Origin of the sequence: Mesorhizobium sp. M0058 (assembly GCF_040323095.1) — a bacterium.
Taxonomy (GTDB): domain Bacteria; phylum Pseudomonadota; class Alphaproteobacteria; order Rhizobiales; family Rhizobiaceae; genus Mesorhizobium.
The window spans coordinates 83019-98500 of the sequence record NZ_JAMYUQ010000010.1; the positions used below are offsets into that span (position 1 = coordinate 83019).

Below are 15482 nucleotides of genomic sequence, written 5' to 3' on the forward strand. Positions count from 1 at the left end.
GGTGAGCGCCAGCACAAAGTCAGTGAACAACCGCCCTTGTTAGCGGCCGCTTTAGAGATCGGGTGCAGTGGGTACACGGGCTTTTCCCCGCTATCCTTTTTTCTCCCGGCCCCGCCACCGTCTATTATCGGCGGCTAGGCCGCTATCACCTTCTGAGCGGGCTAGCGATGGAGTGCCTTGGACGGTGAAAACGATTCCGGCATCCTCAAACGCTTTGCGGATGGCGGCGATGTTGTGGGGACGCGGCTTCCTGAATCCGTTCTCAAGATCGCTGATCACCATTTCGCTAAGATTGGCCTTGGCGGCAAGTCGCACACGCGGCCAGTTCAGTAGGGCTCGTGCTGCTCTGACTTGATCTGCTGAGAGGAAGGTTCGGCTGTCCATAGCCAGTCGAACATTTAGTAACGCTAAACTGTTCCTCTTGACCTTCTGCGATTTCTAACGGTGTGAGGCCGGCCTGTCGCAAGCCGTCATCGATTGTGGCTGCAACCTTTCGGACGGTTGTTACCTCGGCTCCAACAAGACGTGCTGCCTGCATTCTTGCTTGGAGATCAGCCAAGCGGGCAGCCAGGGCTTGCGTCCTCTCGAGTTCAGGGTTCGTCATGTTCATTGTCCGGCTGAGTGGCAATTTGAATTTGTCCGGCTGAGTATCGTTTGAATGCACACACTCGCCACCCAAGGGTGGCGAGCGTGGGTTCGTTCGAAATCTCAGTCGTAAACTTTCACGATCTTGCGGGTGCCCGGATCGACCAGGACCGTGCGGTTGTCGACCACCACGTAACGGTATTTGACGTTCGGGACCTCGTGGATCTCAACAGTTTCCGGCAGAGCTGTCCCGACGTTCAATTCCACGCCGGGAAGGTTCACCGAAGCCAAGGGCTGCTTCTTGACATACTCACGGATGACCGTGTCCTGTTCCGGCTGGATGATAATGTCGTCAGCGGCGGCGGAGCCGATCCCCGCCAAGAGCAACATGGCTGCGGCGGTGTTCACGAAGTGCATCTTCATATCTTCTCTCCTGCAAGGACCGGCACACGACGATCATCGTCCCGCACTGCCCGGCAACCAACTTTGAACCGGGGTAAACGTTCCCGCCTACGCACCTTTGTCTAATCCGATTGGTCTAAAGTCCGACCGTACAACGCAATGGTCTTACCTTTGGACTAGGCGGAACGGATTAGGGCTTCAGGTTGTTGGTTCTCCACAACGGGAGAGAACAAATGGATCAAAGTGTTGGCCAGGCGCGATGGTTGCTCGCACCGATTTTTGCAACAGCCGTTACCTTTCTGGTAATGGCGGTCGTCCTTAGCTGACATGTCTTGGATCGGCGCAGCCAGGTCCCTTCCTGCGCTGATAGGATTCGCGAGTTGCTTGAGCGGCTGGCGAATCCTCTATTTTACCGTGCGCTGGGCCTGCTCCTTCAGCAGGCGGGGCGCTTCGTTCAGCTCATGTAACTTGGGAGGTTTACTATGGATCGGCGATCCTTTTTGACAGCGATATTTGGCGTTGCAGGGGCAGCAGCCTTTGCAAGCGCGGTCCGGCCTATCAACGCATTGGCCGGTGTTCCAGCGGCCAAAAGCGGCATTCTCGAAGAACTCGACGCGCCAGACGCCTTCGACAACGAAGGTACTCACGCGGAAGTGGAGCCGGTCAACCATCGGCGCTACTACGACCAAGATTACGACCCAGACTACGACCCAGATTACTACCACCGGCGCCGCCGCCGCCGGCGGGGCTGGAGAAGAGTCTGCCGTAGTTACTGGCGACACGGGCGCCGTCGGGTCCGGTGCTATCGCCGACGTGGTCCTTCGATCGTCTTGCGATTTTAGCTAGTCGGCTGCTTCTGCCCATGGCCCGTTCCGGCTGACGTGCTGAGAACGGGCCGGTACGATTCCTTTTTCGTGGCAAACGCAATCCATCTGTCCAAGGGCACTCATCAGCAGGGCCGATGGACCTGACTTACAGCTTGGTGGTGTCGCTGTGGTGCGCCAGGAGCGGTCTGACGATCCCTCTTGTGCAGCCCTTCGGCTGCCGCCCAGCCTAGGAAGGCTTTTCGGAACGTTTGGTTCTGGCCGTTAGGCCACGGGGCCAAGCTCAGCCATCAGGACACCCCGCAAGCGATGAGCAGCGGGGCCTGGTAAGGCCCGGCGACCTCCTTTTGACATACGGGGAGAAACCAAGAAGGGCGCCGAGCCTTACCGGCGCTGCTTTGAGGGAGCGACGCCGGACGAGATGAGAGTAGGCGATAATGCTAATCTCTGCGGACCATGCAAATGAAGGAAAGCCGTGTGCGATTCTTCGCTATCCAGCCACGAACCTCTGCCTTTCGGACATGGCGGTCCGTCGCTCGATCGAAGATGAAGAACGCCTGATGTAGCTGCTCGACTTCGTAGAGCCCGACCCGGATCTCGAACCCTGTCTGGCCGGTGGCATCGAAGTCACCGGGACCGATGACAGGGAAGGCGACGACCATGGCGAAGCGGACGACGAGCGCGAAGCCGCCGATGCCGAGTATGGCTTCATAGAGGGAGGGCAAGGCCTCTAATTGTCCGGTCGAGAATGAATAGCCGGCTGCCTGACGGTGGCTGGCTTCAGTTTTTGTGTGGCACGATGTAGCGACTGCTCACCGCACCCGCCCCTGTGCCCCGCGTGACGACAATCGTGCTATACCCGGCTGGAACGGAACCTGTAGCGGAGGGATCGATCGAACTGCATCGCCCCACGATCTCCCCGTTGGGAGCGCCCTCGAGCCTCACGGATAACGCCAACTGGCATGTGTCAAGGGATCCGAACATGGACGGTGATGTATCGAGTGGCTTGCAGACTCCCTGGGCGGGACTGCAAGAAAGCAAAATCATCACAGCTGCAGTTGCCGGATCCATTCGTGAAGCTCCGTTGTTCGACGAGCCTCAACGCAGAATAGCGAGCTTTGTTTCGTCGGTGCTAAAATACGAGTTTTCTGGTCTGGCTCACGGTGGCGGGCTTTCCATTGTCACAGCTTTCGCCTCTCAATTGTCCCGATCCCGACCGGTAAAACAGCGCGATCGGGTCTCAGCCACAGGCCGACGACTATTTCGACCTAATGGTCTCGGAGCGAGCGCGGCTGCCCCATCCACGGTGTAGAGCGTGCTCCAGCTCTACAACTTACAGCGAAGGTTTCGTCTTTGAGATCGTCGAGCGCCGCGGCTGTCGCGGTTACCGGGCTCCCAACGCTCTCTTCCGCATTGCCGGCAGAGGCGAACACTGCGACCAAAAGGCATGCCAAGGATCTGACCGTTACGACGTGAGATGGCCACTGGACGGATATGGCAAGGGAACCTTGGATCGATCCTGACCATGCCGGGCCGATGCTGACGCGCATGCCGTTGGCTCATCGAGACCGAGGAATTCGCAGAGACCATTCATGCTCGCTAACTGCGCATCTCCATGTCAGTCGTCGTAGTCGGGAAGAAATCGATTTCGTTGCCGAAGCAAGTTCGTGACCGTGAAATCAGCTAACCGGCGCCGAAGGAGCGTCAGCATGGCGACGCCGCAGGCGAGACGCCGGGCCGCCGCCCCAAACGAGGGTGCCGTTTCAAGGCTGGTGATTTCGCCAGAGCACAGGGTGCGATTCTGACTACCCACAAGCCAGACGCTGTCATGGCGATGCTGGGTTGGCCGGGCGTAGCGGCTTCGAAGCCGCCGATTACTAGTATTCTCGCTCTGTGGCTGCCGATTCTGCGATTAAGGATTGGATGAATAGGCATGGGGGAGAAAGGCCGCTATTCTAAGCCTCATTCCCCCTCGATGCAGGAATAACGAGATCATGGAGTAGGAAAATCTCATGCTATACGGCGGAGGTTCTTACACGGGCGAGATTCACACCCGCCCAACCACAAGGCGCCCATCCGCTGCCCGATGGACGGTGGATAGAGTTTTGGTGCCATGAGCCAAACCCACACATTACAACCGTCATCTATCCGCTTCCCGGTACAACCACGGCTGGTGCCGGCGATCAAGGCGGCGCGTTATCTCCACCTGACGCTGCGGGAATTCATGGAATTGCTGCCCGAGTTGCAGGATCAAGGCTTTCCCAAGGCCTGCCCAATCACCGGCAACTACGACATGGTTGCGATCGACGCCTGGCTCGATCAACGCTCGGGTCTTGCAGGATCAGGATCCGGCGCGCAGTCTAGCATTGACATTGCAAGAGCGAGGCTGGCGACCCTTGGGTAAGATCAAGTTGAAGCACTACGTCATCCGTAAGGGCAAATACGGCTACTGGCTGCCGACGCCGAAGATGGTCGAAGCTGGCTTCAGATGCATTTCCTGTGGAATCGACGGGCCTGAGGCTTGGACGATAGCCCGGGAGTGGGAAGACCGCTGGCAGGAACTCCGCAAGGGCAGGGAGCCGTCGCGCCTGCATGTATGGCCAAAGGATTCCATCGGAGACGCCTTTGCACGCTATCGCCGCATGGATGCATGGAAGCGCAAGCCACCGCGCACCCGCGAGGATTGGGAGCGCGGTTGGACCTTCATCGAGCCGTACTTCGCCGACCTGCCGCCAGCCGACATCACCCTCGAGCTGCTCGACGACTGGTATGGCCGTCTGCTGCGGGTCAAAGGTGTCGACATCGCCTACCGTGCCGTAAAGACGTGGCGTTCGCTCTATAATGTCATGGCCGGCATGAAGCTATGCCCGCCCGGCTCCGACCCATCGCAGGCGATCCGCCGCCAGACGCCACCACCGCGCCACCAGACCTGGACGGCAGGCGAGGCGGTGCGCATGGTCAAGGGCGCCTGGCGCGCCGGCTACCGCGGACTGGCCTGCATCATCGCCGTTGCGTGGGACACGAGCTTCTCACCCGTCGACGTGCGCACGCTCAAACCGGCGCAGGCAATGCAGACAGCACAGGAATGGGGTTTTCTGATTGCACGCAGCAAGAGTGGCGAGGCGGCTTTCGGCACGCTGTCGTCACGCACGCAGCGCCTGGTGCTGGCCTATGTCGAATCACTAGGCGTCACCCTGCTTGACGATGCGCCGATCTTTCGCTCGCGCGGTTTCGCGCCGGGCCTGAAGGGCGGCCGGCCGCGCGCCGGCGTGCCTTACACGAAGGATTCTCTGGTCGACGACTTTGCCGATCTGCGCACGCTGGTATTCGGGACATCGGAGAAGCGGCGGCTGATGGACATGCGGCGTTCCGGCGCGGTCGAGGCGAATGCCGGAGGCGCGTCGGTCGAGGCAATCTCGGCCAAGATGGGCAATTCGATCGACGGGAACAAGGCGCTGCAGAAGACCTATATGCCGGTCAATCTGGCCGCCGTCCGCTCAGCCGATGCCAGCCGCCGCAAGGGCAGAAAGCTGCTTGGCCTGGAACGGAACGAATACAGAAAGTTGAAACTCTCCGGAGAATGAGAGTTGAAACTTTTCAAGGGGCGGTAGCTAACCCCTTGAAATGAATGGCGCGAGTGACGGGGCTCGAACCCGCGACCTCCGGCGTGACAGGCCGGCACTCTAACCAACTGAGCTACACCCGCGCATTGGACGAGCACGTGTCAGCCGTGTTCGTCGTTGGGGCGGTGGATAAGGGGTTCGCCACCGGGTGTCAAGCGCAGCTGGACAGCATAAACGCATCAGGAGAAGGTTTTTTGACGGGCGGCACTTTGCCCGCGAAAACCACTGTGCGGCTAAGCTCGCAGCTGTTCATTTGGCCTTGCGAAGCCGGTTGCGACCGCTTAAAGGTCCGGCCGGAGCGGGCGATTAGCTCAGTTGGTAGAGCGCTTCGTTTACACCGAAGATGTCGGCGGTTCGAGCCCGTCATCGCCCACCAAGATCCCGGATTCCGGGCGCGGCCTCAAAGAGCCGCACCCCCTTTCATGCCGGCACCAGTCTACTTCCTGATGTAGCAGGTCTTCTTCGCACGGGGAGCGGGATCCTCGTCAAAGGCATCGTTGCCGCAGCGCACGCCGTTCCTGAAAACGCCTTGCGTGAACCGACCGCGCGCTCCGTATCTGACCACTTGGCGGCCACGGAAATCACAGAACTGATTCTCTCGGGCGCAGGCCACCCATCTGCCGCGGCCCTGGCCGTAATCATCATCGCCGTAATTGTCGCCGTCGTCGTCATTGTCGCCATAGTCGTTACCGCCCCCGCGCTTCACGATATAGCAAGCCTTGTCGCGGCCGGGCGCCGGGTCGCCGAAGACGCGATTCGAGCAAGGCACGGAACGACGATCGAAGAAGCGCGAAGTGGTCTGCCCGCGCGCGCCGTAGACCACTTCCGAGGGGTAGGGCAGGCGGCAGATTTCGCCTTCGTCGGCGCATCGCTGCATCCGCTGGGCGGATGCGGTGGCTGGAAAAAGAATAGACACGGACGAGGCCAGGCCGACCAGGCAGATGAATGTAAACGTCATCCGGATCAAAGCATTGAAGGTTTTTGACACGATTTGTCTCCCGTTCGATTCGACCAGCATGGTACAGCAGCCTTGTTAAATGCACGATGAACGAAAGCCCTCCGGGACGGCAGGACAATGATGGATCATCCAGGGCGCCTGATGCTGCGGTTGCTGTTCGCATTGGCAATCGTCGGCACTGGACGCTCCGCCTTTGCAGGGAATGCGGGCGACGGCGTCGACCAGCCGGCCGCCAAGGCTTCCTTGCTCAAGGCCTATCCCGGACTTTTCACCATCAAGGGCAATGTCCTGACCTGGACCGACGGCACCACAATGGTGTGGGACGACGGCAAGGCGCGCGACGCCGAGGCGCTGCTGGAGAGCCCCGACATCGAAGACATGTTTCGCTACGTCTATCCCGGAGCAGCGGAGGGCGCCCTGGTCCCAGCGGAGGATTTCGATCCCGGCCGCATCCGCAACGAACCTTTCTTCGAAAAGCTCTACGGGGCAAGTGCCGGCGAGGTGGGCAAGCACATCGCCAACGTCAAATGGTTGCCGAAGCTCGGCAAGAAAACCGTGCAGGTGACCAAGGTGTTTGGCATCAACGACCGGCTGGGCAAGGTCTCCGCTGCGCTCGAGGCGATGCCCGCGGAGCTGAGCCGTTATGGGCTCAAGCCCGGCGGCGGCTTTGTCTGGCGGCCGATCGCCGGCACCGACCGGTTGAGCGTTCACTCGTTCGGAGCGGCCTTCGATATCAATGTCGGCTTCTCCGACTATTGGTACAACAACAGGAACAAAACCAACCCGAAGGCCCACATTCCCTTCAAGAACCGGATTCCGCTGGAAATCGTGGAACTGTTCGAGAAAAACGGCTTCATCTGGGGCGGGCGCTGGTATCACTACGACACCATGCATTTCGAGTACCGGCCTGAATTGCTGCTTTACAAGAAATCCGGCTGATCACGGCGGCAGCAGCCGGAAATCCTTGCCTTCGGGCAGCAACTGGCCGCCGTCGACGACGATGGTCGTGCCGGTGATGTAGCTGGCATCGTCCGAGGCGAGGAACAGGAAGGCGTTGGCGACGTCGCGCGGGCTGCCGAGGCGTCCGAGCGGGATCGAATCCTCCATGTTCTTGATGTAGGTGGCGCCCCGATGCAGCTCGATCGCTTCGGTCAGGATGTTGCCGGGCTCGACGCCGTTGACGGCGATGCCGTAGCCGGAAAATTCCAGCGCCGCGGATCGGATGAAGCCGTTGATGCCGGCCTTGCTGGCGGCGTAATGGCCGTGGCCGGGGCTGGTGACGTGCGGACCGGTGATCGACGAGGTGTAGAGCATGCGCCCGTAGCCCTGCGCCTTCATCGGCGCCAGCGCCGCCAGCGTGGCGTTGAAGGTGCCGCGCAGATTGACGGCCATCACCCGGTCCCAGTCGTCCGGGCTGGTGTTCTCGATGAGCTGCCAGGGATAGATGCCGGCATTCTGCACGATGATGTCGAGACGACCGTGGCGGCTCAGCGCCAGCGCAACCGCGGCTTCTGCGTCGGCAATTTGCGAGATGTCGGTTCGGATGAAGGCAGCGCCGAGTTCGTCCGCGGCCGCCTGGCCGGCCTCGGCCTCGCTGTCGGCCAGGACCAGCTTGGCACCTTCCTCGGCAAAGCGCTGCGCAATGCCTTTGCCGATGCCGCGTGCGCTGCCGACGATAAGCGCGACCTTGTTCTCAAGCCGTCCGGTCATGCGAGCCGTCCTCTCATGCCAGTCTTTGGCGAATGGTTTGCTTGAAGGCGTCGAGCAGCACGGCGGCGAGCACCAAAAGGCCGTGGATCACCTGGGTGAAGTTGGCCGGCAAGCCCATCAGATTGATCGCCGTGTTGATGGAGGAGAGCAGCAGCACGCCGGCATAGACGCCGGGCAAGGTGCCGACACCGCCTTTCAGGCTGACGCCGCCGATGACGACGGCGGCAAAGGCGTTGAACAACAGCCCGGTGCCGAGATTGGCGGTGGCGCCCGAGGTGCGGATGGCGAGCAGCCAGCCGGCGAGGCCGGCAATGGCGCCGGCCAGCACGAAGGCGATGATCAGATTGCGGTTGACGCGGATGCCGGCGCGGAAGGTCGCGGTCTCGTTGCCGCCGATCATCACGAGGTGGCGGCCGAACGGCGTCTTGGCCATGATCAGCGAGAACAGGACGAAACAGGCGACGGCGATCCAGGCGGTCAGCGGCAGGCCGGCCCGCCGCGGGAGGCCGAACCAGCGGATGGCCGGCGCCAGATCCTGTGCCGAGCGGCCGCCGGAAATCACCAGCACCAGGCCGCGCACCCAGATGTAGGACGCCAGCGTAATGATAAAGGCGCTCATCTTCACCTTGACCACGAGATAGCCGTTGAAGGCGCCGATGAGGCCGCCGACGGCCAGCGCAACCAGCAGCGAAACCGGAACCATCAGCCATTGCGGATTGAGCTGTATGCCCATGCCGATGCCCGATGAGCAGAACAGGATGCCGACCGCCATGGCGCTGAGTGCGGCCACCGATTCCACCGACAGGTCCATATGGCCGGCAATGATGACCAGCGACAGGCCGATCGACATCACGCCGAGAACGCTCGAGGCCTCGATGATGTTGGCGAAGATGCCGAGCTGGAAGTAGTTGGGGACGAAGACGGAAAAGACAACCAGCACAAAGATCAGCATGAACCAGACGAGGTTGTCGAGGACGAACTCCAGGGCTTTGCGGCTGCGCGGGTTCATGGGCTGATCCGGTTGGCGCCCCCGAGAAAATCAGGCTGAGAAATCAACTCGATTTCGTCGGGTTCAGGCGCGGGTTTAGGTTCGCCACGGTGTCCTGGGACGCGGCGTCGTGAATGGGCAGGCTCCGGGCCGCAATGGCCCGGAGCGCTTCGCTAGGCGACTATTCGACAGACTTGATCGTGTCCGTCGGCGGCTTCTGGTTGCCCCAGAAGGCCGGATTGTCGACGTTTTCCTTGGTGATGGCGGCGCCCGGGATCTTGATGTTGGGGCCCCAGCTCTCCTTGGTCACGGTCGACTTCAAGCCGAGCACGTCATACTCGCCAGGCTTGATTTCCTGCTTGCCGGCGATCTTGTCCATGAACATCGCCACGGCCGCGGCCTGCGCGTAGAGCGGCTGCTCGACTTCGACATTGAGCCAGCCCTTGCGGATCAGGTCGAGACCGACCGGAGCGCCGTTCGAGCTCATCAGCATGACGTCGCCCGGCTTCTTGCCGGCGGCCTCGAGCGAGGCGACGGCTGCGACCGACAGGTGCGCGGCATGGCTGAAGATCAGGTCGATGTCGGGGTTGGCGAGCATCTGGTCGGCAACGATCGTGCCGGCGTTGCTGGCTTCCCATTGCATGGCCGGCAGCGAGATGATCTTGACGTCAGGAAACGCCTTCAACTTCTCCTCGAAACCCTTCTGGATGTCGAGCGTGTAGGGATCGCCGGGATCGCCGAGCACCTGCAGGATCTTGCCCTTCACAGAACCGTTCTTGGCGGTCAGAAGCTTTTGCGCCTGCTCGGCGGCGACGTAGCCGATCTCGACCGTGCCCGCCACCGAGGTGAAATCGGACGGGGTCGAGGTGATCTGGCGGTCGAACTCGACCACCGGGATGCCGGCTGCACGCGCCGCTTCGATGGACGGCTTCAGCGCGTTGAAATCGACGGCGGCCAGGATGATCGCCGCCGGCTTCAGCGCAATGACGTCGTTCATCTGCGATTGCTGCGCGTCGGTCTTGTTGTCGGCGTTGAGTGTTTTCACCTCATAGCCGACCTGCTTGAGGAACAGCTCCAGCGCGCTCACCGAGCCGGTCTGGAATTCATCGAGCAGGGTCGGGACCATATAATAGACGGTGCCCTTCGTCTGGGACATTGCCGGCGTGAGCGAGGCAAGAGCCAGTGCCAGGATACCGAAGACAAGAACCAGTATTCGCTTCATGTCGTTCGCTCCTCTTTTATACCGGACCCCTCTTTGGTCCCTCAACCTGCCGGTCCGGCACCGGCAAGCGTCTCACCGGTGATCATGTTGATCACCGCATCGGGACTTGTTTTGTTGCGCGCGACATCGCCGGCCACGACGCCTTGCCGGATCACCACGATCCGGTCGGCGACCTGGAAGGCCTGTTGCATGATGTGGGTGATGATGACGACGCCGATGCCCTGGTTGGCCACTTGGCGGATCATCTCGAGACCGCGCCGCGTCTGCTCGACGCCGAGGGCCGCGAACGGCTCGTCAAGCAGCACAAGCTTGCCGCCCCAGTGCACGAAGCGGTTGAGCTCGATGGCCTGGCGTTGGCCGCCCGAGAGATGCTCGACATTGGTGCGCAGCGACGGGATGCGGGTGCCGGCACTTGCCAGCGCCTTGCCGACCACGGCCTCCATGGCGCGCTCGTCGAGGATGGGGACACCGAGAACCTTGCGGGTGATTTCGCGGCCCATGAAGAAATTGGCGACGACGTCGACATTGGTGCAGAGCGACAGGTCCTGGTAGACGGTCTCGATGCCGGCAGCCTTGGCCTCGGCCGGCGTTTTCGCCAGGAATTCCTTGCCCTCGAACAGCATGCGGCCGGAGCTCGGCTCGAGGCCGCCGGCGATGATCTTGACCAGTGTCGACTTGCCGGCGCCGTTGTCGCCGAGCAGCGCCACGACTTCGCCCTTGCCGATCGAGAAGCTGATGCCCCTCAGCGCATGAATGGCGCCGTAATTCTTGGTGACGTTTTCGAGTACCAGCAGCGGTTCGGTCATGCCGCCACTCCCTTGCTGTGCATGAGGTCGGACCGGCGCTCGCGCTCGGCAATGAACATCTGGCCGAAGCGCGGCGAAAGCACACCGGACACGGCCAATGCGGCAGCGCCCCGCAGCACCGAATGCTTGCCGCCGGTCGCCACCGTCACGCGCGGTGTCTTGCGGTCGCGCCGCGCCGAGACCGAATTGGGGAACTGTCCGGCCGCGCCGACCAGCTTTTCCAGCAGGTCTGTGGGCGCAAGCCCGCCGAGGATGACGGTTTCCGGGTCGAATATATTCTCGATGGTGACGATGGCGTTGCGGAAGATCGGTGCGATCTCGGCCACCCAGGCGGCGTCGCTGATGTTGCGGCGGCGACGTGCTTCCAGCGAGAGATACCGTTCGAGGCAGCCGCTGTTGCCACATGGGCAAGGTTCGCCGCCGGGAACGGCAGGGATGTGTCCGATTTCGCCGGCATTGCCCCAGGCGCCGCGCATCACCGCGCCGTCATGCACGATGACGCCGCCGAGGCCGACGCCGAAATAGAGGTAGTAGTATTCGGAATAACCGGAGCCGAGACCGTAAAGCCGTTCGCCCATGGCCGCCGCCGCCATGTCGGTTTCGAAGAAGGCCGGCAGCCCGGTCGACGCCGCCAGCCGTTCCGGCAGCGCGACATCCTTCCAGCCGGCCATGGTCGTCGGGCCGACGAAGCTCATCGACTCCACGCCGAACGGTCCAGGCAGCGCCATGCCGATGCCGAGCACGCGCCCGCCGGGCCGCAGCGCCGTCAACTCCGGCACCATCGCGCCGATCAGCTCGAAGGCATGGTTGGGCGTCGCATGCGGCGCCTCGCGATGCATGCTCTCGATGACATCGCCGCTGAGATTGATGAGCGCCGCGTCGATCCCCAGCGGGGTGAGGTGGACGCCGACGGCATAGCCGCCCTCGGGGTTGATCCTGAGCGTCGCCGGCGGCAGCCCGCGTCCGCGCGGCTCTTCGCGCAGCGACAGCACATAGCCGTGCTCTTCGAGTTCGCGAACGATGGTCGATACGGTCTGGACGGTGAGGCCGACCCGGCTGGCAATGTCGCCGCGGGCGATGGGACCGTGAAGACGGATGGACTCCAGCACGATGCGCCGGTTGTAGGGCCGTCCGAACTCCTGATTGGTTCCCCGCAGTGCCATGTCCCGCGCCCCTTAGGAAGACCAAGACTTGCACAGGCAATTTATTCAGTCAAATGGAATTCAAAAATAATTCGGAATGGTTCCCGGACGCGGTGCAGGACCTGTCCCATGCGCCGCGCTGGCCGATTGCAGCCGGGCTGAAACCACCGCAATGATGAATGACGTCAGGCGGGCGCGGGCTCGCCGGCCAACAATCCAGCAGGAAAACCGATGATCGAATTGCCTTTTGCGCGCGATGAGTACCAGCGGCGGCTCCAGAAGATCCGCGCCGAGATGGCGGCGCGTGGGCTGGAACTGCTGGTCGTCAACGATGTCGCCAACCAGCATTACATCACCGGCTATGACGGCTGGTCGTTCTATACGCCGCAGGTCGTGCTGGTCCCGATCGAAGACGAGGCCGAGCCGGTCTGGATCGGCCGCGCCATGGATGCGGCAGGCGGCTTGCTGACGGCCTGGATGAAGCCGGAGAATGCGGTCGGCTTCCCCGAAGACCACGTGCAGCGAGCCGATCGCCATCCGATGGACTGGATGGCGGCCTGGATCGTCGCCAAGGGCTGGGGCGCGAGACATATCGGCATCGAGCTCGAAGCTTATTATTTCTCGCCGAAGGCGCATGCCCGGCTGGTCGCTGGCCTGCCCAATGCGAAATGGCACGACGCCGATCTCCTGGTGAACTGGATCCGCGCCGTGAAATCCGCTCCGGAAATTGCCTACCTGCGCAAGGCGTCGACCTTGGCTGAAGCAGCTGTTGCGCGGGCCTTCGAAGTCATCGCGCCAGGTGTGCGCGAATGCGATGCGATTGCCGCGATCCAGGCGGCGCAGATCGCCGGCAGCCCGGACTTCGCCGGCGACATCACGGCACTGCCGCCGACCATCCTCGGCGGCGAGAATGCATCGGCTCCGCACATCATGTGGAGTGACCGGCGGTTCGGAAAGGACGAGACGATTGCGCTCGAACTTGCCGGCGTCTGCCGCCGCTATGCCGCAGGCCTCGCCCGAACGATGCAGCTCGGCAAGACGCCGGCCCGTGTCGCCGACACCGCAAAGGCGGTGATCGAAGGCATGGATGCGGTGCTCGACGCGGTCAGGCCCGGGACCACAGCCGAAGCGGTCGAGGCCGCATGGCGCAAGGTTATCCAGCGCTACGGGCTGAAGAAGGAATCGCGCATCGGCTACTCCATCGGCGTCGCTTATCCCCCGGATTGGGGCGAGCACACGATCAGCCTGCGGCCCGGCGACAAGACCGCGCTGCAACCCGGCAACGTCCTGCACTCCATTCTTGGCATGTGGATGGATGGCTGGGGCATCGAGATCAGCGAGACCATTCTGGTGACCGAGACCGGCCATGAGACGCTGACCAAATTCCCGCGAGACATCCATGTCAAATCCTGACCGGTCAGCCACGACGGACGCCACCGCGACCCGCCTGACGCATCTGCTCAATATTGGATCGTCCGGCGCTCGATCAGCACCACAAGACAAAACAGGACGATCGACAGGCCCGATGACAGCACGATCGCCGCGTAGAGGCGGTCCGACTGGTAGTTGAAGGACGCCTGGACGATCAGCGCGCCAAGTCCTTGGTCGGAGCCGATCCATTCGCCGACAATGGCGCCGATCACGGCGGTGGCCGAGGCAATCCTCAGCGATGAGAACAGCATCGGCAAAGCGCGCGGCAGCCGCAGGCTCCAGAACGTGACGCCGGAGCACGCGATGTCGGATTGCCAAACAACAGGATGGTACAACGGGTGAAGGAGGCGGGGGCGTGCAACCAGCCGCCTGGCTTGACCCTACAGATACTGCTCGACCTTCTTGCCGACGGTCAGGAAGCGCAGCGGGTCGATGGCCTCGCCATTGTGGCGGACTTCGTAGTGCAGGTGCGGGCCGGTCGAACGGCCGCTGCTGCCGGTTTTGCCAATGATGTCGCCGGCTGCGAGTTTTTGGCCGACGGCAACGTCGATCTCGCTCAGATGGCCGTAGCGCGTGGCAAAGCCGTTGCCGTGATCGACCTCGACCATGCGGCCATAGCCGCCGTTCCAGCCGGCCTTGGTAACGATTCCGGCCGCCGTGACCTTGGCTGCCATGCCGACCGGCGCGCGGAAATCCATGCCCGAGTGCAGGGCAGCGGTGCCGAGGATGGGGTCAGTGCGCACGCCGAACGGGCTGGTGACGGAGTGGCCCGGCGCCGGGTTGGCGAGCGGCAGCCGCCGCGCCTCTTTCTTCAACTGGTCGAGCGTATCCAGCGCCTCGTCCAGTTCCTTGACCTTGCTGTCGAACATCATCGAGCTGTCAAGCGGGATCAGCGGTCCGCCGACATCGCTTTCGTTTTTGCCGAAATCACTGTCGACCGGCAGACCGGCCGCTTCCAGCGCCTGGGTGATGGCATCGGCGTTCTTGTAGGCGTTGTCGGCCAGGGTTTCGATGCGGGTGAGTTGCTGGCTTTCGATAGCCTTCAGTGAATCATTGATCGAGACGAACAATTTGTCGGCACGGTCCGCAGCCGTTTCGCTGGGCAGCGGATCGGAACGTGTCGACCACAGCGAGAATGGCCTGGTGTCGCCCGAACCAAGGCTGGCGACCGAATAGGCGAGTGGCTCGCCGCCAGTCAGTTCGGCATGTTCGTCGGGTTTTGTTGTCGCTGCGGCATCAGCGGTTGGCGGCGTCCCGACTTCGTTTTCGGCCCGCTCGAGAATCGGGCCGAGGCGGCCATGGCGCTGGCTGAGCTGGCTCTGCCGCTCGATCAATTCGCTGACCTTGGTTTCCATCAGTTTTTGGTCGAGAAGCTGGCGGCTGGTGATGCGGTCGACCTGCGCGCGCAATGCGGAAATGCGATCTTCATAGGCCTGCTGCATGCGCGCCTGCCGGGCCGTGGTGGCGCCGATCAGATCGTCGCGCAGTACGAGATAGGAGGTCGCCAAGAGATAGCCGATGGCGATCGCCGCCAGTGCCGAGCCGAGAAAGGCGACGAGCCACGGCCGGATGGTGAAATGCCGTATTTCATTGCCCCGCGCAATGATGACCGTATGCGGCTCCTTGCGCCTGCCGAAGACCGCTGACTGACCGGTTAGGTTCACGGGACCAAGCTTTCGTTACGACACCAACGAAGCCCGATTACACATTATTAGGGTTAACAAAGTTTTGCCGTCGCGGGCGCGCTAGTGACCAACGGTGTCAGCCAACCGCATATTTGTCTTATGCCCC

15 protein-coding genes, 2 tRNA genes and 1 pseudogene are annotated in these 15482 nt (G+C 62.1%); 5 read left to right on the forward strand and 13 right to left on the reverse strand.

Annotated features, from left to right (window positions below; genetic code table 11):
* Positions 1-90: 90 nt before the first annotated feature.
* The 4 genes from NKJ75_RS18480 to NKJ75_RS18495 form a co-directional block, all read right to left on the reverse strand.
* A complete protein-coding gene (locus NKJ75_RS18480; protein WP_081726963.1) occupies positions 91-384 on the reverse strand; it encodes a helix-turn-helix domain-containing protein in 294 nt (97 codons plus the stop codon).
* 324 nt (positions 385-708) lie between these two features.
* Positions 709-1008: a DUF1236 domain-containing protein gene (locus NKJ75_RS18485; RefSeq protein WP_023669226.1), complete on the reverse strand. Its 300-nt coding sequence runs from the start codon at positions 1006-1008 to the stop codon at positions 709-711.
* Positions 1009-1391: 383 nt separating this feature from the next.
* Entirely contained in the window at positions 1392-1658 is a 267-nt protein-coding gene (locus tag NKJ75_RS18490) for a hypothetical protein (protein ID WP_155923348.1), read from the reverse strand.
* 593 nt (positions 1659-2251) lie between these two features.
* The gene (locus tag NKJ75_RS18495; RefSeq protein ID WP_023684836.1) at positions 2252-2536 is read right to left on the reverse strand and encodes a hypothetical protein; all 285 of its coding nucleotides are present in this window, start codon (positions 2534-2536) and stop codon (positions 2252-2254) included.
* Positions 2537-3924: 1388 nt separating this feature from the next.
* Here NKJ75_RS18495 and NKJ75_RS18500 point away from each other — a divergent pair.
* Both NKJ75_RS18500 and NKJ75_RS18505 read left to right on the forward strand, forming a co-directional pair.
* On the forward strand, positions 3925-4215 hold the full coding sequence (locus NKJ75_RS18500; protein ID WP_023731498.1) for a hypothetical protein: 291 nt from the start codon (positions 3925-3927) through the stop codon (positions 4213-4215).
* Entirely contained in the window at positions 4208-5395 is a 1188-nt protein-coding gene (locus NKJ75_RS18505) for a site-specific integrase (protein WP_050589311.1), read from the forward strand. The genes NKJ75_RS18500 and NKJ75_RS18505 overlap by 8 nt, the downstream gene beginning before the upstream one ends.
* A 45-nt stretch (positions 5396-5440) precedes the next feature.
* On the opposite strand, the gene NKJ75_RS18510 is transcribed toward NKJ75_RS18505, so the two are convergent.
* A tRNA-Asp gene (locus NKJ75_RS18510) sits at positions 5441-5517 on the reverse strand.
* A 217-nt stretch (positions 5518-5734) separates the two neighbouring features.
* Here NKJ75_RS18510 and NKJ75_RS18515 point away from each other — a divergent pair.
* A tRNA-Val gene (locus NKJ75_RS18515) sits at positions 5735-5810 on the forward strand.
* Positions 5811-5870: 60 nt separating this feature from the next.
* Here the strand turns inward: NKJ75_RS18515 and NKJ75_RS18520 are convergent.
* Positions 5871-6452 (reverse strand): hypothetical protein, encoded by a 582-nt coding sequence (locus NKJ75_RS18520; RefSeq protein ID WP_245265827.1) that lies wholly within the window; start codon positions 6450-6452, stop codon positions 5871-5873.
* Between the two features lie 57 nt (positions 6453-6509).
* Here NKJ75_RS18520 and NKJ75_RS18525 point away from each other — a divergent pair, with 57 nt between their 5' ends.
* Positions 6510-7331: a M15 family metallopeptidase gene (locus NKJ75_RS18525; RefSeq protein WP_023745953.1), complete on the forward strand. Its 822-nt coding sequence runs from the start codon at positions 6510-6512 to the stop codon at positions 7329-7331.
* On the opposite strand, the gene NKJ75_RS18530 is transcribed toward NKJ75_RS18525, so the two are convergent.
* The 5 genes from NKJ75_RS18530 to NKJ75_RS18550 all read right to left on the reverse strand — a co-directional run bounded on the left by NKJ75_RS18530 (position 7332) and on the right by NKJ75_RS18550 (position 12281).
* Positions 7332-8102, reverse strand: a complete 771-nt coding sequence (locus NKJ75_RS18530; protein ID WP_023745954.1) for an SDR family oxidoreductase — start codon at positions 8100-8102, stop codon at positions 7332-7334.
* 13 nt (positions 8103-8115) lie between these two features.
* Complete coding sequence (locus NKJ75_RS18535; protein ID WP_352500021.1) at positions 8116-9111, reverse strand: ABC transporter permease; 996 nt, start codon at positions 9109-9111, stop codon at positions 8116-8118.
* A gap of 160 nt (positions 9112-9271) precedes the next feature.
* Positions 9272-10312: a sugar ABC transporter substrate-binding protein gene (locus NKJ75_RS18540; RefSeq protein ID WP_023684845.1), complete on the reverse strand. Its 1041-nt coding sequence runs from the start codon at positions 10310-10312 to the stop codon at positions 9272-9274.
* 41 nt (positions 10313-10353) lie between these two features.
* Positions 10354-11118, reverse strand: coding sequence for an ATP-binding cassette domain-containing protein (locus NKJ75_RS18545; protein WP_023669142.1), 765 nt, complete (start codon positions 11116-11118; stop codon positions 10354-10356).
* The gene (locus NKJ75_RS18550; RefSeq protein WP_352500022.1) at positions 11115-12281 is read right to left on the reverse strand and encodes an ROK family transcriptional regulator; all 1167 of its coding nucleotides are present in this window, start codon (positions 12279-12281) and stop codon (positions 11115-11117) included. Before NKJ75_RS18550 ends, NKJ75_RS18545 begins: the two co-directional genes overlap by 4 nt.
* A gap of 210 nt (positions 12282-12491) precedes the next feature.
* Here NKJ75_RS18550 and NKJ75_RS18555 point away from each other — a divergent pair, with 210 nt between their 5' ends.
* Entirely contained in the window at positions 12492-13673 is a 1182-nt protein-coding gene (locus tag NKJ75_RS18555; protein WP_023829970.1) for a M24 family metallopeptidase, read from the forward strand.
* A 47-nt stretch (positions 13674-13720) separates the two neighbouring features.
* Here NKJ75_RS18555 and NKJ75_RS18560 read toward each other — a convergent pair.
* A pseudogene (locus tag NKJ75_RS18560) lies at positions 13721-13978 on the reverse strand (ABC transporter permease); the annotation flags it as partial.
* 93 nt (positions 13979-14071) lie between these two features.
* Entirely contained in the window at positions 14072-15355 is a 1284-nt protein-coding gene (locus NKJ75_RS18565) for a M23 family metallopeptidase (protein ID WP_023690221.1), read from the reverse strand.
* Positions 15356-15482 lie beyond the last annotated feature (127 nt).